The 23707-nt window shown below is 71.6% G+C and carries 20 protein-coding genes; 7 read left to right on the forward strand and 13 right to left on the reverse strand.

Features of this window, described 5'->3' with window-relative positions; translation table 11 throughout:
• Positions 1–16: 16 nt before the first annotated feature.
• Positions 17–913, reverse strand: a complete 897-nt coding sequence (gene rfbD, locus AB0C38_RS37385; protein WP_360682505.1) for a dTDP-4-dehydrorhamnose reductase — start codon at positions 911–913, stop codon at positions 17–19.
• A gap of 5 nt (positions 914–918) precedes the next feature.
• A complete protein-coding gene (rfbB, locus tag AB0C38_RS37390; protein WP_360682506.1) occupies positions 919–1908 on the reverse strand; it encodes a dTDP-glucose 4,6-dehydratase in 990 nt (329 codons plus the stop codon).
• 139 nt (positions 1909–2047) lie between these two features.
• Between rfbB and AB0C38_RS37395 the strand changes: the two genes are divergently transcribed.
• On the forward strand, positions 2048–3583 hold the full coding sequence (locus AB0C38_RS37395; RefSeq protein ID WP_360682507.1) for an LCP family protein: 1536 nt from the start codon (positions 2048–2050) through the stop codon (positions 3581–3583).
• A 38-nt stretch (positions 3584–3621) separates the two neighbouring features.
• Entirely contained in the window at positions 3622–4917 is a 1296-nt protein-coding gene (locus tag AB0C38_RS37400; RefSeq protein WP_360682508.1) for an LCP family protein, read from the forward strand.
• Here AB0C38_RS37400 and AB0C38_RS37405 read toward each other — a convergent pair.
• A complete protein-coding gene (locus AB0C38_RS37405) occupies positions 4910–5746 on the reverse strand; it encodes an NAD(P)H-binding protein (protein ID WP_360682509.1) in 837 nt (278 codons plus the stop codon). The genes AB0C38_RS37400 and AB0C38_RS37405 overlap by 8 nt on opposite strands.
• 109 nt (positions 5747–5855) lie before the next feature.
• Between AB0C38_RS37405 and AB0C38_RS37410 the strand changes: the two genes are divergently transcribed.
• Entirely contained in the window at positions 5856–6566 is a 711-nt protein-coding gene (locus AB0C38_RS37410; protein WP_360682510.1) for a TIGR03089 family protein, read from the forward strand.
• A gap of 64 nt (positions 6567–6630) precedes the next feature.
• On the opposite strand, the gene AB0C38_RS37415 is transcribed toward AB0C38_RS37410, so the two are convergent.
• Positions 6631–7071 (reverse strand): DoxX family protein, encoded by a 441-nt coding sequence (locus AB0C38_RS37415; RefSeq protein ID WP_360682511.1) that lies wholly within the window; start codon positions 7069–7071, stop codon positions 6631–6633.
• Positions 7072–7329: 258 nt separating this feature from the next.
• On the opposite strand from AB0C38_RS37415, the gene AB0C38_RS37420 reads away from it, so the two are divergent.
• On the forward strand, positions 7330–9189 hold the full coding sequence (locus tag AB0C38_RS37420) for a translation factor GTPase family protein (protein ID WP_360682512.1): 1860 nt from the start codon (positions 7330–7332) through the stop codon (positions 9187–9189).
• Here AB0C38_RS37420 and AB0C38_RS37425 read toward each other — a convergent pair.
• From AB0C38_RS37425 to AB0C38_RS37435, 3 genes are all read right to left on the reverse strand, one after another.
• A complete protein-coding gene (locus AB0C38_RS37425; protein ID WP_360682567.1) occupies positions 9186–10001 on the reverse strand; it encodes a DUF1206 domain-containing protein in 816 nt (271 codons plus the stop codon). The genes AB0C38_RS37420 and AB0C38_RS37425 overlap by 4 nt on opposite strands.
• Positions 10002–10099: 98 nt before the next feature.
• Complete coding sequence (locus tag AB0C38_RS37430) at positions 10100–11041, reverse strand: alpha/beta fold hydrolase (protein WP_360682513.1); 942 nt, start codon at positions 11039–11041, stop codon at positions 10100–10102.
• A 216-nt stretch (positions 11042–11257) separates the two neighbouring features.
• Complete coding sequence (locus tag AB0C38_RS37435) at positions 11258–12415, reverse strand: acyl-CoA dehydrogenase family protein (RefSeq protein ID WP_329052008.1); 1158 nt, start codon at positions 12413–12415, stop codon at positions 11258–11260.
• A gap of 115 nt (positions 12416–12530) precedes the next feature.
• Between AB0C38_RS37435 and AB0C38_RS37440 the strand changes: the two genes are divergently transcribed.
• Positions 12531–14207, forward strand: coding sequence for an AMP-binding protein (locus AB0C38_RS37440; protein ID WP_360682514.1), 1677 nt, complete (start codon positions 12531–12533; stop codon positions 14205–14207).
• Here AB0C38_RS37440 and AB0C38_RS37445 read toward each other — a convergent pair.
• Positions 14172–15209: an Lrp/AsnC family transcriptional regulator gene (locus AB0C38_RS37445; RefSeq protein WP_360682515.1), complete on the reverse strand. Its 1038-nt coding sequence runs from the start codon at positions 15207–15209 to the stop codon at positions 14172–14174. The two genes, AB0C38_RS37440 and AB0C38_RS37445, sit on opposite strands and share 36 nt — an antisense overlap.
• Positions 15210–15315: 106 nt before the next feature.
• Between AB0C38_RS37445 and AB0C38_RS37450 the strand changes: the two genes are divergently transcribed.
• A complete protein-coding gene (locus tag AB0C38_RS37450) occupies positions 15316–16005 on the forward strand; it encodes an SDR family NAD(P)-dependent oxidoreductase (RefSeq protein WP_360682516.1) in 690 nt (229 codons plus the stop codon).
• Between the two features lie 3 nt (positions 16006–16008).
• Here AB0C38_RS37450 and purE read toward each other — a convergent pair whose 3' ends face one another.
• The 5 genes from purE to AB0C38_RS37475 all read right to left on the reverse strand — a co-directional run bounded on the left by purE (position 16009) and on the right by AB0C38_RS37475 (position 21254).
• The gene (gene purE, locus AB0C38_RS37455; protein ID WP_360682517.1) at positions 16009–16506 is read right to left on the reverse strand and encodes a 5-(carboxyamino)imidazole ribonucleotide mutase; all 498 of its coding nucleotides are present in this window, start codon (positions 16504–16506) and stop codon (positions 16009–16011) included.
• A 10-nt stretch (positions 16507–16516) separates the two neighbouring features.
• Complete coding sequence (locus tag AB0C38_RS37460; RefSeq protein WP_360682518.1) at positions 16517–17701, reverse strand: 5-(carboxyamino)imidazole ribonucleotide synthase; 1185 nt, start codon at positions 17699–17701, stop codon at positions 16517–16519.
• Between the two features lie 111 nt (positions 17702–17812).
• Positions 17813–19024 (reverse strand): glycosyltransferase 87 family protein, encoded by a 1212-nt coding sequence (locus tag AB0C38_RS37465; RefSeq protein ID WP_360682519.1) that lies wholly within the window; start codon positions 19022–19024, stop codon positions 17813–17815.
• Positions 18999–20348 carry a glycosyltransferase 87 family protein gene (locus tag AB0C38_RS37470; RefSeq protein ID WP_360682520.1) on the reverse strand — a complete coding sequence of 450 codons (1350 nt, stop codon included), beginning with the start codon at positions 20346–20348 and terminating at the stop codon, positions 18999–19001. Before AB0C38_RS37470 ends, AB0C38_RS37465 begins: the two co-directional genes overlap by 26 nt.
• A 72-nt stretch (positions 20349–20420) precedes the next feature.
• The gene (locus AB0C38_RS37475) at positions 20421–21254 is read right to left on the reverse strand and encodes a GGDEF domain-containing protein (RefSeq protein WP_360682521.1); all 834 of its coding nucleotides are present in this window, start codon (positions 21252–21254) and stop codon (positions 20421–20423) included.
• Between the two features lie 269 nt (positions 21255–21523).
• Between AB0C38_RS37475 and AB0C38_RS37480 the strand changes: the two genes are divergently transcribed.
• A complete protein-coding gene (locus AB0C38_RS37480) occupies positions 21524–23707 on the forward strand; it encodes a sigma-70 family RNA polymerase sigma factor (RefSeq protein WP_360682522.1) in 2184 nt (727 codons plus the stop codon).

Genomic DNA, 23707 nt, shown 5'->3' on the forward strand with positions numbered 1-23707 from the left:
GCGCTTGAGTCCGGACCTACTCGGCGGCCGCGAAGTAGGCGTCCAGCGCCTCGTCCCACGGCCGCATCGGGGTCAGCCACGTTTCCTTCCACGAAGCCGGTGACAGCACCGAGTAAGCCGGCCGCGTCGCCTCCTGCGGGTACTCCGCCGACGTACACGGGTGAACCCGCGACGGGTCCGCGCCCAGGTGCTTGAAGATCGCCTGCGCGAACCCGCACCAGCTCACCGCACCCGCGTTCGTGCAGTGCAGGATCCGCCGCTCCGGCCCGTCACCGGCCGCCACGCGAGCAGCCAGCTCCAGCAGCCCCGCGGCCAGGTCGGCCGTCCAAGTAGGACCGCCGACCTGATCGTCCACAACGGACAGCGTGTCTCGGGAAGATTCCAAGCGCGCCATGGTCTTCACGAAGTTCGACCCGGCATGCCCGTACAGCCACGCGGTCCGCACCACCCACGACGACGCCCCCGACCCGAGCACCGCGTCTTCCCCGGCCGCCTTCGTGCGGCCGTAAGCGCTACGCGGTCCCAGCTCGTCCGAAGACTCGTAAGGCGAAGAAGCCTCGCCGGAAAAGACGTAGTCCGTCGACACGTGGATCAGCGGCACCCGCCGCGACGCGCAAGCCGCCGCCAAGACCCTCGGCCCGTCGGCGTTCACCGCGAACGCGCGCTCCTCGTCCTTCTCCGCCGCGTCGACCGCCGTGTACGCCGCCGCGTTGACCACGACCGGGGCCGCGCCCGCCTCACGGGCCCGGTCGGCCAGCGCGCCGACCGCCGCCAGGACCTGGCCGGCCTGGGTCACGTCCAGCTCGGCCGATCCCGGGGCGACGACGTCGACGTCGGGCGAAGCCAGCGCGGCGAGATCCTGGCCGAGCTGTCCGGAACCGCCGGGCACGAGCACCGTCAGCCGCACGAGCACATCCTCTACTTCTTGAGCGCGGCCCGCTCCGCCAGGGGCTCCCACCACGCGCGATTGTCCGTGTACCAGGCCACCGTCGCGGCCAGACCTTCCTCGAAGGACACGCGCGGAGCGTACCCCAGCTCCGAACCGATCTTCGTGATGTCCACCGAGTACCGGCGGTCGTGCCCCTTGCGGTCCTCGACCGGTTCGACGCTGTCCCAGCCCGCCCCGACCGCCGCGAGGAGCTTCTCCGTCAGCGACCGGTTCGTCAGCTCGGTGCCGCCGCCGATGTTGTAGATCTCGCCGGGGCGCCCGCCGTCGGCGACCAGCTGGATGCCGTGGCAGTGGTCGTCCACGTGCAGCCAGTCACGGACGTTGAGGCCGTCGCCGTAGAGCGGCACCTTCCGTCCGTCGAGGAGGTTCGTGACGAACAGCGGGATGACCTTCTCCGGGAATTGGTACGGACCGTAGTTGTTGGAGCACCGGGTGATGCACACCGGCAGTCCGTGGGTCCGGAAGAACGACCGCGCCACCAGGTCGGACGACGCCTTCGACGCCGAATAGGGCGAGTTCGGCTCCAGCACCTGGTCTTCGGTCCAGGAGCCGGTCTCGATCGAGCCGTACACCTCGTCCGTGGACACGTGGACGAACTTCGAGACGCCCGCTTCCAGGGCCGCCTGCAGCAGGTTCTGCGTGCCGAGCACGTTCGTCAGGACGAAGTCGGCGGCGCCGAGGATCGAGCGGTCCACATGCGACTCCGCGGCGAAGTGCACGACCAGGCCGACCCCGCGCATGACCTCCGCCACCTGCGTGGCGTCACAGATGTCGCCGCGGACGAACCGCAGCCGCGGGTCGGCGGCGACCGGGGCCAGGTTGGCCTCGTTCCCGGCGTAGGTGAGCTTGTCCAGCACCACCACCTCGGCGTCGCGCAGCGCCGGATAAGCGCCGCTCAGCACCTGCCGGACGTAGTGCGACCCGATGAAGCCGGCACCACCGGTGACCAGGACCCGCATCTTCCCGCCTTTCCCTCGGCCCCCGACCGGGGCAATCGGCCCCCAGCCTACGGAGGTCCAACAACACCCTCAGTAGAGTCATGCTGGAGGCACAGTGGTGTCCTGGGGGAAGCACGGGGTTTCACAGGGGAGGAAGCGCGTGACCGAATGGCCGGCGCCGCCCGTCCCGGCGCGTCGAAGGCAGGAAACCGGCCGCGGCGTCGCCATCTTCGCACGCCGCGGCGGCAAAGTCGTCGTGTCGTTGCTCTCCGTCGCGATCCTGGCCCTGACCTGGTACGGCTGGCACTTCATCGGTGACCCGAACTCCGGCCTGACCACCACGAACGTCTTCGCCGACACCGAGGCGCACGCGAAGCCGCTCGACGGCGCGATCGACATCCTCCTGGTCGGCCAGGACAGCCGCACCGACGCGCAGGGCAACCCGCTGCCCCGCGAGGTGCTGGACATGCTGCACGCCGGCGTCTCCGACGGCGAGCTGAACACCGACACGATGATCCTGGTGCACATCCCCCAGAACGGGAAGCACGCCATCGCGATCTCGTTCCCCCGCGACTCCTGGGTCGAGCTGGCCGGCGGCTACGGCAAGCACAAGCTCAACAGCGCCTTTGTCTACGCGTACACGGACACTTACAAAACGTTGCAGCGCCAGGGCATGACCGACCTCAAGCAGGCCGACGCGCAGGCGAAGGTCGCCGGGCGGAAGAACCTGATCGCCACGATCGAGAAGTTCATCGGCAAGCCCGGCATGATCGACCGCTACGCCGAGGTCAACCTGGCGAGCTTCTACGAGATCACGAAGTCGATCGGCGGCGTCGAGGTCTGCCTCAACGGGCCGGTCAAGGAAACCAAGTCCGGCGTGGACCTGCCGGGCGGGCGGCAGACGATCGAGGGTGTGCAAGCGCTTGCTTTCGTCCGCCAGCGCTACGGCCTGCCCAACTACGACCTCGACCGGATCGCGCGTCAGCAGGCGTTCCTGTCCGGGCTGGCCCACAAGGTGATCTCGACCGACGTGCTGACCAGCCCGGGGAAGATCGCCGACCTCGTGTCCGCGGTGAAGAAGTCCGTGGTGGTGTCGCAGGGCTGGGACCTGACCGAGTTCGCCGAGCAGATGCGCGGCCTGACCGGCGGCAACATCGAGTTCCACACCATCCCCACCCAGGGCAACGCGGTGATCGGCGGCGCCGACGTCCTGCGCGTCGACCAGGCCGCCGTCCAGGCCGAGGTGACGCGGCTGACGTCGGACGGCGACGCCCCGGCGACCCCGACGCCGGCTCAGCTGCCCGGCGCGAAGGCCGTCACGGTGGAGCTGTTCGACGGCTCGGGCGCGGCGGCGCTGGCCGGCCAGACGCACACGATGCTGGCAAGCAAGGGCTTCACGGTCGCCGCCGACCAGAAGCTGAGCACCCGCAACACCACCGTCGTCCGGTACAACCCGGCCGACAGCGCCGCGCTGGACCTGGTCAAGCAGGCGCTGGGCACCAGCGTCCAGGCCGAGCCGGACCGGGACGTCACCGCCGGGCACGTGCGCGTGCTGCTGGGCAAGGACTTCCGCAGCTCGGCCGCCGGCTCGGGCGGCGCCCCGCCCACCTCCACCCCGAAGGCGCCGACGACCCCGGTGTCCTCCGCCCCCGCCGCGCCGCCGATCACCGCGGGCGACGTTCCCTGCGTCAACTAGACTTCGGTACGCAGGGTGGTCGGGGGAGGTAGTTCAGGATGGAAGACGAGCAGGAACAGCGGGAGCCGGCCGCGAGGCCGGTGACGGAGCGCGACGATCCCGAGTGGAAGCCGTCGCCCTTCCCGCGCGAAGCGGCTCCGGTGGCCGAGGCGCCGTCCCGGGCACGGCGGGCCGGGCGGGTCACCCGCCGGGTCGCGGTCGGTCTGGTCTCGGTGCTCGCGCTCGGCGCCAGTGGCTACGCCTACGTCACCAAGGACCAGCTGCAGAGCAACGTCCCGACGACCGACGCGCTCACCCCGCGCGCCGGCGAGCCCGCGCCGCCGCCCGCGGACGACGGCGCCGACGACATCCTGCTCGTCGGCAGCGACGCGCGGACGGACGCGCAAGGCAACCAGCTCCCGCTGCGGGTGCTGAAGGAGCTGCGGACCGAGGCCAACAGCGGCGCGGTGAACACCGACACGGTGATCCTGCTGCGGGTGCCGAAGAACGGCGCGAAGCCGTCGGCGGTGTCGGTGCCGCGGGACACGTGGACCGACGTCCCGGGCCGCGGCAAGGCGAAGATCAACTCGGCGTACGGCATCGCGAAGGCGCACTTCGCGCAGGGCCTGCGCGCACAGGGCGAGCGCGACCAGGCGAAGATCGAGCGCGACTCCGACACCGAAGGCCGGCGGGTGCTGGTGCAGGCGGTGCAGGACCTCACGCGGGTGCGGATCGACCACTACGCCGAGATCAACCTGCTGGGCTTCTACCTGCTCACCGAAGCCCTCGGCGGCGTGAAGGTGTGCCTGAACCACTCGACCGAGGACAAGGACTCGGGCGCGAGCTTCCGCCGCGGCGAGCAGACGGTGTCCGGCGGGGAAGCGCTGTCGTTCGTCCGCCAGCGCAAGAACCTGCCGCGCGGCGACCTCGACCGGATCGTGCGGCAGCAGGCGTTCCTGTCGTCGGCGCTGCACCAGCTGCTCTCGGCGGGCACGCTGACCAGCCCCGGCACGCTGAACGACCTGATGGACGCGGTGCACCGGTCGCTGACCCTCGACCCGGGGCTCGACCTGCTGCAGTTCGCGCAGCAGGCGAAGGGCCTCGCGTCGGGCGACCTGGCGTTCGCGACGATCCCGGTGATCACGGCGAACGGCCGCAGCGAAGACGGCCAGAGCATCGTGGAGATCGACCCGAACGCGGTCCGCGAGTTCGTGGCGGGCCTGGCGGGCCGCCCCGCACCGGCGGCCGCGAAGGCCCCGGGTGGCGCGCCCACGGGCGGCGGCTCGGGCAGCGGCGCCGCCCCCGCCGCGGCGCCGCTGCTCCAGGCCTCCGACGGAGTCGCCTGCGTCAACTGAAGTCGGCGCGGTGCTCCTCGGCCCACTGCCGGAAGGTCCGCGGCACGGTCCCGGTCACCTCGCGCACGATGTCGGTCACCAGCGACGGCTCCCGCGACGTCCGCTCCCACGCCCGGAGGATCTCCGGCGGCACCTCGGGCGGCCAGCCCAGCGCGACCATCTTTCCGGCCGCCTGCTCCGGCGTCTGCTCCTCGACCCGCAGCGGCCGGCCGAGGACGTCCGCGAGGACGTCCGCCTGCTCCCGGAACGAGATCGGCGCCGGCCCGGTGAGCGCGAGCGCCTGTCCCGCATGGGATCCGTCGATGAAGATCCGGGCGGCGACGTCGCCGATGTCCTGCTCGTGGATCGCCCCGACCCGCGAGTCCGGGTACGCGGTGCGGACCACGCCCTCGGCGACGTCCGCGCGCCAGCCCAGGACGTTCGTCGCGAACGCACCGGGGTTCAGCACCGTCGAGGCGAACGGCGCCGCGGCCAGTGCCTCCTCGACCGCGCGGTGCAGCCGCGCGATCCGGCTCTGCGCGGACTGCGGTTCGAGCGTGGCCGCCGACGACAGCAGCACGACGTGCCGCACGCCCGCGGCCTCGGCCGCCTTCACGAAACCTTCGATCCCCTGCGGCCGCGTGTACAGGAACACCGACGTGACGCCGTCGAGCGCGGCGTCCAGTGTGGACGGATCTTCGAGGTCGGCGCTCACCTTCGCGACGCCGTCCGGGACGTCGAGCGTGGTGGCGTCACGGCTTGCGGCGCGGACGTCCTGACCTGCGGCGACGAGCGCGCCGAGCACGGCGCGGCCGACGTGCCCGCGGGCTCCGGTGACGAGAACGGACATGGCTGTCCCCCAGCTTCCGAGATACATTTGCTTGCAAAGCAAAGTTACTCAGCACGCACTCATGGTGTCAACCGGCGAAGCGCGTGGTCCGCGCTTTAGCCTTGTCCGCATGAGCCTGACCGACGAGCTGCTGCGCCCGCTGCTGGCCTCGCCCGCCAAACCGTTGATCACCCACTACGACGACCAGCTGGGCAGCCGCGTCGAGCTGTCCGTGGCGACGACCGCCAACTGGGCGGCGAAGACGGCCAACTGGCTGACCGAGGAGTTCGACGTCGAACCGGGCGACCCCGTGGCCGTCCAGCTCCCGGCGCACTGGCAGACGGTCGGCGTGCTGCTCGGGGCGTGGTGGTGCGGGGCGCGCGTCGTGACCGAAGGCGCCGGCGCGCGGGTGGCGTTCGTCGGGCCGGACGACCCGGAGCCGACCGGCGCGGCCGCGACCGCCGTCGTGACGCTGGACCCGATGGGCCGCGGCCTCGACGAGCCGCCGGGCGGCGGCGCGTTCGACTACCTGACGGAGTCCCGGATGGCGGGCGACCAGTACAGCCCGCTCTTCCCGATCCCCGGCGACACGGCTGCCCTGTTCGAGTCCACTGTGGACGAAGTATTGGCGGAAGCGCGTACCCGGGCGGCGAAACTCGGCCTGAGCGCGGACGACCGCGTGCTGTCCACCCGGGACTGGAGCGGCTCGGAGGGCATCCTCGACGGCCTGCTCGTCCCGCTGGCCGCGGGCGCCCACCTGGTCCACGTGAGCAACGCGGACGAGGCGAAGCTGGGTGCCCGCCGCGACGCCGAGCGCACCACAGCCGACCTCCCCGCCTGAAAGCCGTGAGGGGCACCTTCACGGACTCCATGTCCCTGAAGGTGCCCCTCACGGCTTTACGGGGTCAGGCGTTCTGGAGTTCGCCCGCTTCGGACTCACGCCGGGCGCGCCGGCGGCCCCACAGCAGGTGGTCGAGCGAAAGCCGGCCGCCGTTGAAGCCGAGGGCGAGCCCGGCCAGCGCGAGGACCAGGACGAGCTCGTAGCCGCCCTGGCCGGTCAGGCCGTTGTCGATGTGCACCGAGAGCAGCGCGCCCACGGAGATCACGACGTACCCGATGCCGACCAGCGGCATCAGGAAGCCGACGATGAACGCGATCGAACCGAGGATTTCGACGGTCATCGCGAAGACCGCGGCGACCGTGGGCATCGGGATGCCCGTCATCGAGAAGAACTTCGCCGTGCCGTCGATGCCGTTGTTCCACTTCTGGAGACCGTGCGCGAGGAAGACGACCGCGACGCCGATCCTCCCCAGCAGCAGGGCCACGTCCTTGAATCGTCCGAACATCCGGTTTCAGCTCCCCGGTGGGTGAATTTTCAACTGACCCGCCCCAAGTTAGGGCTCCGGCACCCCGGAGCGAAGCTCCGGAGGGTGATCGACAGGGAACCGACAGGGACCACCGAGACGTCGAAAAGCGCTTGGCCGCGGCCGCGGCGAGGGCTATCTTCGCCCTGACCTGCGTCCACGACCGTGAGGAGACCCCGATGCGCCGACAGACCGTTCCGCCCGGCCTGTCACCCGCATCACAAAGGATCTCCCACGACCGTGAAAACCCTGAACATCGGCATTCTCGCGCACGTCGACGCCGGTAAGACCAGCCTGACCGAGCGCCTGCTCTTCGAAGCGGGCGCGATCAGCCACCTCGGCAGCGTCGACCGCGGCGACACCCAGACCGACTCCCTCGAGCTCGAACGCCGTCGCGGCATCACCATCCGCTCCGCGGTGGTCTCGTTCACGACCGGCGACACCCGGATCACCCTGATCGACACCCCGGGCCACTCGGACTTCATCGCCGAGGTCGAGCGCGCGCTGCGCGTGCTCGACGGCGCCGTCCTGGTGGTGTCGGCCGTCGAGGGCGTCCAGGCCCAGACCCGCGTGCTGATGCGCACCCTGCGCCGCCTCGGCATCCCCACGCTGATCTTCGTCAACAAGATCGACCGGCTGGGCGCCCGAGACCTGCTCGACGACATCCGCGCGAAGCTGGCGCCGCGGGCGATCGCGCTGAACGCCACCACGTCGCCCGACGACCTGGCCGAGCTCCTGGCCGACGGCGACGACGCGTTCCTGCAGTCCTATGTGGAGGACCGCGTCGACGCGGTGGCCTGCCGCGACGAGCTGGCCCGGCAGGTCGCGCGCGGCGCGCTGCACCCGGTGCTGGCCGGCTCGGCGATCACCGGCACCGGCGTCGCGGACCTCGTCACGGCGATGGCCGAGCTGCTCCCGGCCGCCGAGCGCACCGGCGACGGACCACTGGACGCGACGGTGTTCAAGATCGACCGCGGCCGCGCCGGGGAGAAGATCGCCTACACGCGCCTGCACTCCGGGTCGCTGGCGCCGCGGCAGCGGATTTCCTTCTACCGCGGCGAAACCGAGCTGACCGGCCGCGTCTCGGCGATCGAGGTCGCCGGCGACGACGTGGCGCTCGCCGGCGACGTCGCCCGGGTGCGCGGGTTGCGCGACGTCCGCATCGGCGACCGGCTCGGCTCCCCCGGCGCCGCCGACCGCGGCGGAGTGTTCGCGCCACCCAGCCTGGAGACCGTCGTGCGCCCGGTCCGGCCCGAGCAGGCCGCGGCGTTGTTCACGGCGTTGACCCGGCTGTCCGAAGAGGACCCGCTGATCGACGTCCGCCGCCCCGGCCACGACATTTCGGTGCGGCTCTACGGCGAAGTACAGAAAGAGGTGCTGCGCTCGATGCTGGCCGACGGCGCCGGCATCGACGTCACGTTCGAGCGGACGAGCACCCTGTACGTCGAGAAGCCGGTCGGTCGCGGGGAGGCCGTCGAGGAGCTGGATCCGGAGCAGCGGCTGTACTTCTTCGCGACGGTCGGACTGCGGGTGGAACCCGGTCCCGGCGTCACGTTCGGGCTCTCGGTCGAGCTGGGCTCGCTCCCGCTGGCGTTCCACAAGGCCATCGAAGAGACCGTCGACGCGACGCTCGGGCAAGGGTTGTACGGCTGGGAAGTGCTGGACGTCGCCGTCACGCTGACGCACACGGCGTTCTTCAGCCCGCTCAGCGCGGCGGGTGACTTCCGCAAGATGACGCCGCTGGTGCTGATGGCGGCGCTGAAGCAGGCCGGCACGCGGGTGCACGAGCCGGTGCACCGCTTCGAGCTGGAGATCCCGGCGAACGCCGTCAGCGCGGTGCTGCTCAAGCTCGCGGACCTGCGCGCGGTGCCCGGCGAGCCGGTCGCCGGGCCGTCGTCGTACACGCTGCACGGCACGATCCCGGCTGAGCACGTCCACGCGTTCGAGCAGGCGCTACCGGCGCTCAGCCAGGGCGAAGGCGTCTTCCTCAGCGAGTTCGAGGACTACCGCCCCTACCCCGGCCCGCCGCCGGTGCGGCCGCGGACCGGCGAGAACCCGCTGGACCGCAAGGAGTACCTCGCGCAGGTGGCCCGGCGCTAGCGCTTGTGCGCCCAGGCGGCGCCGAAGCAGTAGGCGCCGAACGCGGCGAGCCCGAGGGCCACGACGGTCAGCAGCACGGTGCCGAAGGGCTGGGCGGCGAGCGTCTTGAGCGCGGCGTCCAGCCCGCCGGCCTTGTTCGGGTCGGCGTTGAACCCGGCGATGGCGAGGAGGATCGCGACGATCGAGAAGACGACACCCTTGGCGAGGTAGCCCGTGGTGCCGACCCCGCCGATCCAGCGCTTGGTCTTCCCCGGCAGCTCGGTCGTGTTGAGGTCTTCGAGGAACTTCTTCTTCACGCCCTTCACCCCGGACGCGATCGCGACGGCGAGCACGGCGACGGCGGCGATGACCACCAGCGCCGGCCCGAACGGCAGGGTCAGCAGCTTCGCGGTGAACTCCTGCTGGCTCTGGTTGCCCGAGCCACCGCCCCCGCTGCCGGTGGCGATCCGGAAGGCGGTGAAGCCCAGCGCGATCACGACGACGCCGCGCGCGGCCGCGCCGATCCGCTTGCGCGTCCGCTTGCCGCCGCTGACCCATTCGTAGCCGGTGGCGGCCATCATGAACTGCCAGAGGCCGAACAGGACCAGGCCGGCGGCGAGGATCCAGAGCAGGACCTGGCCGAACGCCGTCGAGCCGATCTGCTGCAGGGCGCCCTTCTGGTCGGCCTGCTCGCTGTCGCCGAAGGCGACCTGCAGAGCCAGGTAGGCGATGACGAGGTGGACGACGCCGTAGCAGGCCATGCCGATCCGGCCGAGCAGCTGCGCGGTGTCGCTCTTCTCGCCTCTGTCGGCCTTGGCCTCGGTCCGGCTCACGCCGTCTGATGTCCGGTTCATGCCTTCCGGGTACCCACTCCGGGCCGCAGCCGGTTGGGCCATGCGGCCCAATCACCGGCTGCAACCGGAGGCGGAGCTCAGCCGATCTCACCGCTGATCACGGGCGGCACCAGCACGCAGGGCGGCGTCTTGGCGTGGGCCGGGTCGAGCGCGTTGAGCACCAGCCCCTGGGCGACGGGGTCGTAGGTGATGCCGAGGTGGTCGGTGAAGTCGAGCCCGCAGACGTTCTGCAGCAGGATGTTCTTGACGTTCGGTTTCGGCGCCAGGAACGCGCTGGTGTACGGCGTCACGACGTCGTCGTAGCGGGTCTGGATGACGGTGTACTGGATGCCGTCGACGGTTTCGCCCCCGGCGTTGAGGTCGGTGAGGAAGTCCGACCCGACGGCCTGTTCGTTGCACGACTGGCAGACGGTCCCGAGCGCGGCGGGCACGCCGGGGATCATTTCGAGGGTGCTGAGCAGGCCGAAGAGGTCGGTCCCGTGGTTGGACGGCGACAGCCCGACGAGCCGGCTGATCTTGCCGGCGCCGCCGAGGTACTTGATCCAGTACCGGACGTTCATCCCGCCCTGCGAGTGCCCGACGACGTCGAGCTTCTTGGCCCCGGTCGCTTGGAGGACTTTGTCCCCGAAGGCGGCAAGCGCTTTCGCGGTGTCGGCGACGGGCCCGACGGTCTGCAGGAAGCTCCCGGGCGCGCCGCCGAAGTTGCCGGCGAAGACGCAGTAGCCGGCGTTGGCGAGCTTCTGGGAGAGGTTGGCCCAGTTCTCGTAGGCGTTGGCGGTGGTCCCGTTGGAGAGCAGCACGGGGTTCGGGTGCTTGTCGGAGGGTTTGCAGTTCCAGTCGTTCGCCCCGGGCGGCGCGATGGTGGGCGCCCCGAGCGAGTAGAGGGCGGCCGTGAGGATGTTGGGCTGCACGGGCCCGGTGGGTTCCTTCACGGCCGCTTGGCCGGTACCGGCCCCCAGTGCCAGCGCCGCCACCGTAGCGACGGCCGCCGTGAGCCACCTGCGCGTCGTTGCGCCCATCCGTTTCACCTCTCTGTGAACCGATGGTGATCCGCGTCACCGATGGGGTTAACGCGCGAGTAACTTGTTCGGACACTCCCCCTGGTGAGTGATTTTCTTCCGGCGCTTGACCTGCTACGAGTGACACGAGATGGATCGAGTGCCACTCACGGGTATGACAAAGCCCCCGGCACCGAAGTGCCAGGGGCCTTCACGATCAGAGTTCGGAGTGCCGGACTAGCCCTTCAGCAGGGCTCGGGCCATGACGACCTTTTGGATCTGGTTCGTGCCCTCGTAGATCTGCGTGATCTTCGCGTCGCGCATCATGCGCTCCACCGGGAAGTCGCGGGTGTAGCCGGCGCCGCCGAACAGCTGAACGGCGTCCGTCGTCACCTCCATGGCGATGTCGGACGCGTAAGTCTTCGCCGCCGAAGCCATGAACCCGGCGCGCTTGTCGCCCCGCTCCGAAGCCGCCGCGGAGGCGTACACCAGGTGGCGGGCCGCCTCGATCTTGGTGCCCATGTCGGCCAGCATGAACTGGACGCCCTGGAACTCCGCGATCGACTTGCCGAACTGCTTGCGGTCCTTCACGTACGCGATCGCCGCGTCGAGCGCGCCCTGGGCGATGCCCAGCGCCTGTGCGCCGATCGTCGGCCGGGTGTGGTCGAGCGTCCGCAGCGCCGTCTTCAGGCCCGTGCCCGGCTCGCCGATGATGCGGTCCTCGGGGATCGTGCAGTTCTCGAAGTAGATCTCGCGCGTCGGGGAGCCCTTGATGCCGAGCTTCTTCTCCTTCGGGCCCACCGAGAAGCCCGGGTCGTCCTTGTGCACGACGAACGCCGAGATGCCGTTGGCCTTCTTCTCCGCGTCCGGGTCGGTCACGACCATCACCGTGTACCAGGACGACTCGCCGGCGTTGGTGATCCAGCACTTGGTGCCGTTGAGCACCCAGTGGTCGCCGTCGAGCCGGGCGCGCGCACGCATCGACGCCGTGTCCGAGCCCGCTTCGCGCTCCGAAAGCGCGTACGACGCCGAAGCCTCGCCCGACGCGATCGACGGGAGCACCAGCTTCTTCACGCTCTCCGAGCCGGACAGGATGATCGGCTGCGTGCCGAGCTTGTTCACCGCCGGGATCAGCGACGCCGACGCGTCGACCCGCGCGACCTCTTCGATCACGATGCAGGCGCCCACGGCGTCCGCGCCCTGGCCGTCGTACTCCTCGCCGATGTGGACGGCGTTGAACCCGGACTTGACCAGCGCGTTGTACGCCTCGATCGGGTAGCGCTCGTTCTCGTCGACCTCGGCCGCGTACGGCGCGATCTCCTTCTCGGCCAGAGCCCGGACCGCGGCCCGCAGCTCCTCGTGCTCCTCGGCAAGCTGGTACAGGCCGTCGGTCACTTCCGGTCACCTTCTCTACGACGTCGGGAGAGTTCCATCGATGTTAGCGCTCGTTCACTGCACGCGTCCGCCCTCGTCCTTGTGTCGTTGACCGCAGAACTCGTACGGTCGAGTGATGCCGCTCACCGCGCCGACGACGCCGCCCGGTTTGCCCGCCTTCCTCGACTACCCCGAAGTCCCCGTCGGTTCCCTCATCGCCGCGGGCGCCGCCCGCTGGGGTGACCGGACCGCCTTCGCCCACGACGGCCGCAGCCTCACCTTCACCGAGACCTACCGCGCGGCCTGCCGCTTCGCCCACGCGCTGCGGGCGCAGGGCGTGGGCCGCGGCGACGTCGTGGCGCTGCACCTGCCGAACTGCCTGGCCTTCCCGGTCGCCTACTACGGCACGCTGCTGGCCGGCGCGACCTTCAGCCCGGCCAACCCGCTGCTCCCGCCCGGCGACCTCGCCTTCCAGCTCGCCGACTGCGAGGCCGTGGCCGTCGTGACCTTGGGGCCGGTCGCCGGCGTGCTGGCAAGTGTCGCCGACCGGATCCCGGCGCGGCTCACCGTCGTCGTCGGCCCCACCGGCGACCTGCCCGAGGGCGCCTTCGAGTTCGAGGCGTTCCAGGCCGGCCACCCGGAGACGCGCCCCGAAGCCGACATAGCGATCCACGACGACCTCGCGCACCTCGCCTACACCGGCGGCACCACCGGCCGGTCGAAGGGCGTGCGGCTCTCCCACCGCAACGTCGTGGTCAACACCCTGCAGCACGCGTGCTGGGGCAGCGGCTCGGTACCCGCGCTCGACGCCCACGGCGACATCACCCTCGACCAGGTCGGCAGCCAGGACGAATGGCCGACGCGCCTGGGCACCGGCGTCGCGATCAACCTGACGCCGTGGTTCCACGCGATGGGCATCATCGGCGGGATGAACGCGGCGGTGATCGCCGGCACGACGATCGTCCTGCACTCCCGCTTCGACCCACCGGCGTACGTCGCCGACGCCGAACGGCTGCGCATCACCGGCATCGGCGGCGCGCCCGCGCTGTTCGCCGCGCTGCTCGCGACACCGTCGTTCCACACGGCGGACCTGTCGTCGGTGCGCGCGATCGGCTCGGGAGCGGCGCCGATGAACCACGCGATGATCAACGCGCTGCGCGAGCGGTTCCCGGGCGTGGTGGTCAGCGAGGGCTACGGCCTCACCGAGGCGACGATGGGCGCGGTCATTTCCCCGACGTACGCCTCGGGCACCCGCAAGGTCGGCTCGGTCGGCGTGCCGATCTTCGACACCGAGGTCAAGGTCGTCCCGGCCGAGGGCGGCGAAGACCCGCTCCCGGCGGGCGAGAAGGGCGAGGTCTGCCTGCGCGGGCCGCAGATCATGCTGGGCTACCGCAACCGCCCGGAGGAGACGGCGGCCGCACTGGTCGACGGCTGGCTCCACACCGGCGACGTCGGCATCCTCGACACGGACGGCTATCTGTCCATCGTGGACCGCAAGAAGGACATGCTGCTGTACAAGGGGTACAACGTCTTCCCGCGCGAGCTGGAGGAGCTGCTGATCACGATGCCGGGCGTCGCGGCGGCGGCCGTGGTGGGCCGGCCCGACACCGAGGTCGGCGAACTGCCGGTCGCGTTCGTGGTGCCCCGCGGCGAGCTCGACCCGGCCGAGCTGATGGCCGCGGTCAACGAAAAGGTGCTGCCCTACAAGCGGTTGCGGGAGATCCACGTGGTCGAGCAGATCCCGGTGTCCGCGGCCGGGAAGGTGCTCAAGCGGGAGCTACGGCAGCAGCTGATCGGCGACCTGCCCGGCTAGCCGGTCGCCGGACAGGAGCGTGCCGGCCTGCTTGACGTGCTTGAGCAGCGGGGAGACCTCCAAGCTCTGCAGCCCGGGCAGCGAGCCGATCCGGTCCGACGTGAACTCGAACAGCTCGTCGAGGTCGCGGCAGTGCGCGACGGCGTGGAGGTTGTGCGGCCCGGAAACCGCCGCGACGAAGCCGATTTCCGGCTCCTGCGCGAGCCGGCGCCCGACGTCCTTGACCGCCGACGGGTGCACGCGCAGCCAGAGGTTCGCCCGCGCGTGGTAGCCCAGCGCCGCGGCCGCGATCTCGACGTCGATGTGGACGACGCGCCGCCGGACCAGCGTCTCCAGGCGGCGCGACGCCCGGCCGGGCGTCAGGCCGGCCGCCGCGGCGAGGTCGACCAGGGCGGCGCGGCCGTCCGCGGCCAGGACGTCGAGCAGCTTCTCGTCCTCGGCGGTGAGCGGCACGGGCTCGCGGGCCACGACCGGGGCTTCCGTGAACGGCGTCCCCTCGCTCCCGAGCATCGACTCCTGCTCCGGGGTCAGCGTGCCCGCCAACGCGGCCCAGTAGTGACCGCGGCCGCCGAGGAACTGGCGGAGCATCGCGGACGCGTGGATGTCGAGGACGGCGGCGGTCCGCGGCAGCTGCTGACCGAGCAGGTCGTCGCGCTCCTCCCGGGTCCGGGACCGGATCGCGAACCCGATCTCGGAGCCCCCGGCGCAGAGCCCCACCCAGCTGACGTCGTCGCGCTTCGCGAGCGCGTCGGCGATCGCCGCGACGCTGCCGGGACGGCACCGCAGCCGCACCAGCCACTTGCTCTGGCCCAGCGCCCCCGGGTCGACGATGCCGGCGACCCGGATGACGCCCTCGGCCCGAAGCCGCCGATAGCGACGGCCGACCGCGTTTTCGGTGACGCCGAGCACGGCTGCGATCGAAGCGAACGAAGCCCGCGGCGCGACCTGGAGCGCCCGGATGAGACGCACATCGTCGAGCTGCGTGGCGACGGATTCGGCCATCGACGCTCCTCTCGTCGAGGCAATCCTACAAATCGGCGTCACGGACGGGCGCGACCGACGGTCGAGCGCACAGACTCGGAGCGCAACCGACCGAAGGGAACAACCCATGGAGACCGCCCTCATCGTCGGGGCGTCGCGCGGACTCGGTCACGCGATCGCCGCCGAGCTCGCCGCCCGCGGGTGGCACGTGATCGGCACGGTCCGCGACCCGGCCGCCCGGACGCCCCTGCACGACCTCGCGGCCGCGTCGGACGGCCGGGTCGAGGTCGAGCACCTCGACATCACCGAGCCCGACCAGCTGCCGCCCCTGCACGAACGGCTCGCCGGCCGCCGGCTCGACGTGCTCTTCGTCAACGCGGGCACCACGAACAACCCGGCGACTCCGATCGGCGAGGTGCCGACCGCCGACTTCGTCGACGTCATGGTCACCAACGCGCTCAGCCCGATGCGCGTCATCGAAGCGCTCCAGGACCTCGTGCCCACCGACGGGCTCATCGGCGCGATGTCCTCCGGGCAGGGCAGCATCACGAACAACACGGCCGGCTCGCGCGAGGTCTACCGCGGCAGCAAAGCGGCGCTGAACATGCTGATGCGCAGCTTCGCGGCGCGGCAGTCCGAGACCGGGCGCGCACTGCTCCTCGTGGCACCGGGCTGGATCCGCACGGCCCTGGGCGGGCCGGACGCGCCGTTCACCATGGAGGAAACCGTCCCCAAGGTGGTCGACGTCCTGCTCGCGAAGCGGGACCGCCCCGGCCTCGAGTTCCTGGACCGCGAGGGCAAGACCGTGCCGTGGTGACCGCTAGTGGCCGGTCTTCGCGCGCAGGGCCGCGTCCTTGTCCAGGACCAGCTTCTCCAAGTCGCGCTGGAACGTCGCCATCTTCGAGCGCAGGCCCTCGTCCGACGCCGCCAGGATGCGGACCGCCAGCAGGCCCGCGTTGCGCGCGCCGCCCACCGAGACCGTGGCCACCGGGACACCCGCCGGCATCTGGACGATCGACAGCAGCGAGTCCAGGCCGTCCAGGTACTTCAGCGGGACCGGCACGCCGATCACCGGCAGCACCGTCGCCGAGGCGACCATGCCCGGCAGGTGCGCCGCGCCGCCCGCGCCCGCGATGATCACGCGGATGCCGCGGGCCACCGCCGACGTGGCGTAGTCCAGCATGCGCTGCGGCGTGCGGTGCGCCGAGTAGACGCCGACCTCGTACTCGACGCCGAACTCGTCCAGCGCCGCACCGGCCGCCTCCAGGGTCGGCCAGTCCGAGTCGCTGCCCATGATCACGCCCACCTGCGGCGCCATACCTGATCTCCTAGTGGATTTCGTAGCCGTCGAGCCAGACGGCGTGGGACAGCCAGTGCGCCGCCAGCAGCGCGCGGTTGCGCAGGTCGTCCATGCGCTCGCCGGTGAAGTTGACGTGCCCGAGCTTGCGCCCCGGCCGCTCCTGCTTGCCGTAGAGGTGCACCCGCACCTCCGGGTACCGCGCGAACAGGTGGTGCAGCCGCTCGTCCGGCCCCATTTCGGGCAGGACGTCCGCGCCCAGCACGTTCGCCATCACGCACGCCGGCGCGACCAGGTCCGTCCGGCCCAGCGGGTAGTCGAGCACCGCCCGCAGGTGCTGCTCGAACTGCGACGTGCGCGCGCCGTCCATGGTCCAGTGCCCGGAGTTGTGCGGGCGCATCGCCAGCTCGTTCACCAGCAGCCCGGTGTCCGTCTCGAACAGCTCGACCGCGAGCAGCCCGGTGACGTCCAGCGTCGACGCGATCCGCAGCGCCAGGTCCTGCGCCTCGTGCACGCGCTCCGGAGCGAGCCCCGGCGCCGGGGCCAGCACCTCGGTGTTGATGCCGCCGGCCTGCACCGTCTCGACCACCGGATACGCCGCGCCCTGGCCGAAGGGCGAGCGGGCGACGAGCGCGGCCAGCTCCCGCCGCATCGCCACCTTCTCCTCGACCAGCAGCGGAGTGCCCGCTTCCAGCAGCTCCGGCACGGTCTCGCGGGCGTGCCGCGCGGTGTCCAGCATCCAGACGCCGCGGCCGTCGTACCCGCCGGACGACGCCTTGAGCACCACCGGCCAGCCGTGCTCGCCGCCGAACTTCACCACATCGTCCACAGTGGACACTTCGGCGAAGGCGGGGCCCGGCACGCCGAGGCCCGCCATCATCTCGCGCATCACCAGCTTGTTCTGCGCGAAGCCCAGCGCCGACGGCGCCGGCCGGATGAGGTAGCCCTCCATCGCCAGCGTCAGCAGGTGCTCGCCCGGCACGTGCTCGTGGTCGAACGTGAGCACGTCGACCGAGGCCGCGAACTTCCGCAGCGCGTCGAGGTCGGTGTGGTGCCCCAGCGTGACGTCGCCCGCGACGAGCCCCGCGGCTTCGTTCTCCCCCGCTGCGAGCACGCGCAGGGACTGGCCGAGGGAGATCGCCGCCTGGTGGGTCATCCGGGCCAGCTGACCGCCGCCCACCATGCCCACGACGGGCAGACCGGTGTGTTTGTCCATAGCCCGCTCAGCCTACTGTGCCGATTCTTGACAATCCGACCGGCAGTCACGGCGGAAGGTGCGGTTGAGCGGGCCGGTTCCGGACCGTTCCGCCTGCTTTCGGCCGGATTGTCAAACGGTGACGACCTGCGGTGACCGCCGGACCAGACGTAGCTCACGCGCCGCGAGGCCGAGGATCCCGGCCGCCGCCGCGAGGACGTAGACGTTGCCGAGGACCGACCAGCCCAGGCCCCAGCCGAACTCCGTGTCGCCGCCGTTGGGCACCAGCATCACGATCTGCGAGGCGAACAGCACCGCGACCGCCGCCGCGGCCCACCGCCACCCCTTGACCACCAGCAGCGTGAGCAACGGCACCGCCCACACCCAGTGGTGCGACCACGACACCGGGGACAGCAGCAGCCCGTAGAACGCCGTCACGAGCAGGGCCGCGGCGTCCTCACCGCGCCGGTGCAGCCGCACGACCAGCCACACCGCGGGCACGGCGAGCACCGCCGCCACCCCGACCGCCACCGCCAGCGACCAGGGCGCGAGGTGGGTGGCCCGGTTGACCAGCCCGTTGAGCGACTGGTTGAAGATCCAGTGCACCGACCCGACCCGGCTCGGGTCGGTCGCCGAATCCCGCCAGAACCGCGCCGCGTCGACCGGGATGACCGCGAACATCACCGCTTCGAGCGCCACGAACGTGCCCAGGGCCCGCAACCCGTCCTTCCACCTTCCCGTGAAGAACAGGTGCGGCACGAAGATCAGCGGGGTCAGCTTGATCGCCGCCGCGACGCCGATCAGGACGCCCGCGAAGCGCGATCCACGCGCCGAAAGCACCAGGACGTCCAGCACCACGAACGCCATCAGTATCAAGTTGATCTGGCCCAGGAACAGCGTCTTCCACACCGGTTCCAGCGCCAGAGCGATGGCCGTTCCCGCCGGCAGCGCCCACCAGCTTTTCACCCAAAGCTGCTGGGAACGCCCCGGCGACGACGAAACCACCGTGATCACGACCATAAGGGCGACCACCGACAAAAACGCGATCACGCCCCAGACCAGGCCGGACGGCACCAGCGCAAGCGGCAGGAACAGCGGCGCGGCGGCCGGCGTGTAGGTGAACGGCAGGCGCACCCAGTCCGGCAGCGCGGTCAGCACGTCCCGCGTGTAGAGCGGGTCGCCGTGCAGCAGCGTCAGGGCCCCGGCGCGGTACACGGCGCTGTCCGCGCCGAGGTGCCACCCGGCCAGCCAGACGACCACGCCGAGCGCGAGCACAGCAAGCGCGAGAACCCCCGCGAGCACCCGGCCGGTGCGCGCCTCAGACGCCGGTCGTGACGTCGACATGCTCGTCCGGAGCGGCCTTCTTCCGGGCCCGCCGCTGCAGGCCCCAGCGCAGGACCAGCGCCGCGGCCAGCACCACCGGCATCAGGATGTACGCGTCGCCCAGGATGTTCTGCCACACCTTCCAGTGCAGCTCGACGTTGCGGCCGTTCGGCAAGATCAGCAGCACGCAGCTGAGGAACACGAACGCCACCAGGAACGTCCCGGCCCAGCGCTTCCACGCCGTCGCCGGGGTGGTCTTCGGCAGCCGCGACACCAGCAGCACGATCAGCGGGACCACCCAGACCCAGTGGTGGGTCCACGAGATCGGCGAGATCAGCAGCGTCCAGAACGCCGTGACCAGCACCGCGGCCAGCGCCTGGCCCTTGCGGTGGAACCGCATGAGCAGCCACAGCGCCGGGATCGCGAGCAGCAACCCGATGCCCATCGCCGCCTTCGACGCCCACGGCGCGAGGTCGGTGGCGCGGTTCATCAGCGCGTTCAGCGACTGGTTGCCCGCCCAGTGCACCGGCCCGATCCGGCCGGTGTCCGGCAGCGTGATGGTCCAGTACTTGGCCGCGTCGTGGGCGTTGATGAGGAACATCAGGCCCTGGAGGACGATGAACGTCGCGAGGCCGCGCAGCGCGTCCTTGCGGCGGCCGGTGATGAACAGGTGCCCGAGGAAGACCAGCGGCGTCAGCTTGATCGCCGCCGCGACGCCGACCAGGACGCCGCCCCAGCGGCTCCCGCGCGCGCCGATGACCAGCATGTCCAGCAGGATCATGGCCATCAGGATCAGGTTGATCTGGCCGAGGAAGATCGTCCGCCACACCGGCTCGAGGCCGAGGAAGACCAGGAAGAACACGATGGTCGAGCGGGCGGGCGAGGCCCACCAGCGCGGCCCGTCGGCGGCCGGGCGGGGCAGCGCGCCGATCGCGATCCGGATGGACAGCGCCATCGCGGCCAGCGAGACGGCGGTGATCAGGCCCCAGGAGATCTGTGTCGGGAACGCGGCGAGCGGCACGAAGATCAGCGCGGCCGTCGGCGGGTAGGTGAACGGCAGCAGCGCCCACCACGGCTCGGGCGCCAGCGTGTTGGCGTCGTAGAGGGAGTCGCCGTGCAGGAGCGTGAGCGCGCCGGCCCGGTAGACCGCGCTGTCGACCCCCAGCACCCAGTCGTGCTGCCAGCCGTAGATGCCGTACCCGATCGCGACCAGCGGAATCACCGCGAGGATCAAGATCGACCGCGGGCGGACGAACAGCCGGGCGAGTGACTTCCGCAGGGCCAGGCGGTGGTGCGATCTGGCCGCGACTGCGCCGTCGACGTCGGTGGTTACAGTCCGGGTCACCTCACCAGGAAATCATGACCGCCCGGATCCCGGGTCAGAAGGGTCCTGGCGGAGCCGGACTTTTCCCGTGTTCTACGCCCGGGCGAGGTGGGCCAGCAGGTCGCAGGCCAGTTCGTGGGTGGCGGGCAGGCGCACCGCGGACACCCGGGGCCGGCCGGCGTCCGCCAGCTGCGAATCGACGGAAAGCCGTTCGTGCAAAGCCCTTCGCAGCGCGACGCCGTGCGAAGCGACCTTCTCGTCCTTCGGGACCAGCGCGGCCACGACGGACGTCCCCAGCGAAGCGACGCTCTGCCCGCTGTCGAAGACCGCCCGCAGCGCGTCCGCGACCAGGATCATCCCGGTCAGCCGCGGGAACCCGGTGACCGTGCTGAGGTCGAGCGAGACGACCAGCAGCACGTGGTCCTCGGCGGCCGGCCGTTCACGCGCGGCGGCGGCCCGGTAGACCTCGTAGAGCCGGGTGCGCAGGTACGCGGCCGAAGGCAGCCCGGTCAGCGGGTCGGTGACCTCGGTGTGCACGAGCTGGTCGGTGGCGACGTCGGCCCAGGCCAGTGCGGTGGTCCGGAGCAGCCGCGCCGGTGTGGCGTCGACGTCCGGCGAGACGAACCCGTCGCCGCCGTGGTCGAACACCGCGTGCAGCGCGGCCAGGTCGGCGAGGGTTTCCGCGAGCCCGGCGCCGGCCGCCGCCCGGGCGCGGGCCAGCCCGGCCAGCGCGGTTTCGGCGGCTTCGACGCGGCCTTTGGCCATCACGGCCGCGCAGACGGCGTCGACCTCGGGCAGCGCCCAGTCGCTCGGGAACCGCCAGCCGGCGGCCAAGCTGGCCGTGCGCCAGCGGGCACGCAGCGTGCGCAGGGCGCGGTCGGCGAGCGGGGCGTCACCAGGGCCGGAGCGCGTAGCCGGAACGTCCACAGGCCACCTGCCCCTTTCATCCGGTCCGTGTCGATCTTGCTCAGTGCTTCACGGTGAGGACGTGCCTCGCCGGACCCCGTGACGCGTACTCGCGAGTTTTGTTAAGAAGCTTTTCCACGGCGCCACCCGGAGTCGGGTGATTTCGCTCCGCCGACGGAGTCAACACCCCCACCACGACGTGACGGCTCGGGGTGGGTCAGTCACACTTGTCTCGCGCCGCGGGCCCGCCTGTAATGGCAGGTCCTGGCCCTAGCCGACCGAGGAGTGCCGTGTCCACCGTTCCCGCCGATCTCAGCGGAAAGAGTGACGCCGAGCTGATCGCCGAGGTTCGCGCCGGGAAGATCGAGTCGTATGGGCCGCTTTACGAGCGCCACACCGGCGCGGCGCACAACCTCGCTCGTCAGCTGGCCCGTTCGAGCTCGGAAGCCGACGACCTGGTGTCCGAGGCGTTCGCCAAGGTGCTGGACACGCTGCGTGGCGGCAAGGGGCCGGACACAGCCTTCCGGGCATACCTGCTGACGGCGCTGCGTCACACCGCGTACGACCGCACCCGCAAGGAACGCCGGGTCGACCTCAACGAGGACATGGCCGACGTCTCGGCCGAGGCGCTGACGGTGCCGTTCTCCGACACCGCCGTCGCCGGGCTCGAGCGGACGATGGCCGCCAAGGCGTTCGCGCGGCTGCCCGAACGCTGGCAGGCGGTGCTCTGGCACACCGAGATCGAGCAGCAGAGCCCCGCCGAGGTCGCGCCGCTGCTGGGGTTGACCGCGAACGGCGTCTCCGCGCTCGCCTACCGCGCCCGCGAAGGGCTGCGCCAGGCGTATCTGCAGGTCCACCTGCAGGAGAACGAAGAGGAACGCTGCCGCGCCTGCGCCGAGCGGCTCGGCGCGTGGACCCGCGACGGGCTGTCCAAGCGGGAACGCGCCCAGGTCGAGAACCACCTCGACGAATGCGACAACTGCCGGGCGCTGGCCGCGGAGCTCGCCGACGTCAACGGCGGGCTGCGCGCGATCATCGCCCCGATCGTCCTGGGTGGCGCGGCGCTCGGCTACCTCGCGACCATCGGTGCCGCGAAGGCGAGCGCGGCCACCGCCGCGGCCGCCGGTGCGGCTGCCGCCGGTGCCGCCGCGGCCGGGGGCAAGGCCGGCGCGGCCGCGGGGGCCGCCGCCGCGGGACCCCGCCAGTTCGCCGGGGTCGCCGCCTCCGGCACGGCGGTCGTCGCGGCCGTCGTCATCGCGCTCACCGCCGGCGGCGGGGCGCAGGAGATCCCCGTCGCGGCCCAGGTGCCGCCGCCGGTGGTCCAGCCGGTCGAGCCGCCGGCGCCGAAGCCCGCACCGCCGGCCCCGCCGGCGGCACCGCAGCCGCCGGCACCTCCGGCGGCCCCGCCCGTCGAGCCGGCTCCCCCGCCGGTCGAGCCGCCCGCACCACCGGCCCCGCAGCCGCCCGCACCACCGGCCCCGGCGCCGCCGTCGGTGTCCGCGACCACCCCTCCGGGCGGGCTCGAGCTGAGCCCCGGCACCGCGATGAACCTGCCGATCACCGTCCGCAACGACGGCGGCACTCTGTCCGAACCGGTGGCCGCCGCGCTGAAGCTGCCGCCGGGCGTGCGCGCGGTCGACGCCGCCGGTGGCGGTGCGCCGATGGCGTTCGCGCAGGACGGCGGCCCGATCTCGGTGAACTGCCCGGGCGGCGAAGGCGTGGTGACGTGCAAGACCGGCGCCGGCCTCCAGCCCGGCCAGAGCGCGACGCTGAACTTCCGCCTGCAAGCCGACGACGACGCCCAAGGCGGCACGGTGACCGGCTCGGTCACCGCCGGCGTGCAGATCAACGTCGCGGTGAGCGTCAAGGTCACCGTGAAGCTGCCGCCGGAAGCAGTGGTCCTGGAGGCGCAGGGTGACGGGCTCTCGGCGTTCCCGTGGACCCGCAACCCGCTGGTCTACGTGCGGGTCCGCAACACCGGCGAGACGACCAAGCCGGTCACCGTCACCTTCGACCACCCGCTGTGGCAGTGGTGGAGCCTGCGCGGCTTCCCGTGCGCGCCGTCCGGCGACGGCGCGACCTGCACGACGAAGAGCGCGCTGGCGCCCGGCCAGCACGTGAACCTGTGGGTGCGGCTGAAGGGCCGTCCCGACGACGGGCGCGTGACGATCACCGCGAAGCTCGGCAAGGCGTCGGCGGAGCCGGTGACCGTGGACTTCGGCTGCTACCACCACTGGTGCGGCCACGACCCGCTGCCGACGACCACGCCGTCGACCACGCCCACCAAGCCGACACCGACGAAGCCGACGAAGCCGTCATCCACCCCGCCGGCGACGACGACGGAGACCAAGCCCACGACCGAACCGCCGACGTCGACGACCACGACGAGCGCGCCGCCACGCCCCACCGGCAAGCCGGGCGACCAGCGGCCGACCGTCACCCCCGAGAGGGGATTCGGCTGGCTGACCGGGTAG

Source organism: Amycolatopsis sp. NPDC048633 (assembly GCF_040650695.1).
Lineage (GTDB): Bacteria > Actinomycetota > Actinomycetes > Mycobacteriales > Pseudonocardiaceae > Amycolatopsis.

Bases quoted from the DNA above. Each gene is read 5' to 3' on its own strand.
- AB0C38_RS37415 (WP_360682511.1), bottom strand. From the start codon at position 7,071: ATGTTCGGACGATTCAAGGACGTGGCCCTGCTGCTGGGGAGGATCGGC.
- AB0C38_RS37460 (WP_360682518.1), bottom strand. From the start codon at position 17,701: ATGGACAAACACACCGGTCTGCCCGTCGTGGGCATGGTGGGCGGCGGT.
- rfbB (WP_360682506.1), bottom strand. From the start codon at position 1,908: ATGCGGGTCCTGGTCACCGGTGGTGCCGGCTTCATCGGGTCGCACTAC.
- AB0C38_RS37430 (WP_360682513.1), bottom strand. From the start codon at position 11,041: ATGGGCGCAACGACGCGCAGGTGGCTCACGGCGGCCGTCGCTACGGTG.
- AB0C38_RS37445 (WP_360682515.1), bottom strand. From the start codon at position 15,209: ATGGCCGAATCCGTCGCCACGCAGCTCGACGATGTGCGTCTCATCCGG.
- AB0C38_RS37465 (WP_360682519.1), bottom strand. From the start codon at position 19,024: ATGTCGACGTCACGACCGGCGTCTGAGGCGCGCACCGGCCGGGTGCTC.
- purE (WP_360682517.1), bottom strand. From the start codon at position 16,506: ATGGCGCCGCAGGTGGGCGTGATCATGGGCAGCGACTCGGACTGGCCG.
- AB0C38_RS37405 (WP_360682509.1), bottom strand. From the start codon at position 5,746: ATGTCCGTTCTCGTCACCGGAGCCCGCGGGCACGTCGGCCGCGCCGTG.
- AB0C38_RS37400 (WP_360682508.1), top strand. From the start codon at position 3,622: ATGGAAGACGAGCAGGAACAGCGGGAGCCGGCCGCGAGGCCGGTGACG.
- AB0C38_RS37440 (WP_360682514.1), top strand. From the start codon at position 12,531: ATGCCGCTCACCGCGCCGACGACGCCGCCCGGTTTGCCCGCCTTCCTC.
- AB0C38_RS37410 (WP_360682510.1), top strand. From the start codon at position 5,856: ATGAGCCTGACCGACGAGCTGCTGCGCCCGCTGCTGGCCTCGCCCGCC.
- AB0C38_RS37450 (WP_360682516.1), top strand. From the start codon at position 15,316: ATGGAGACCGCCCTCATCGTCGGGGCGTCGCGCGGACTCGGTCACGCG.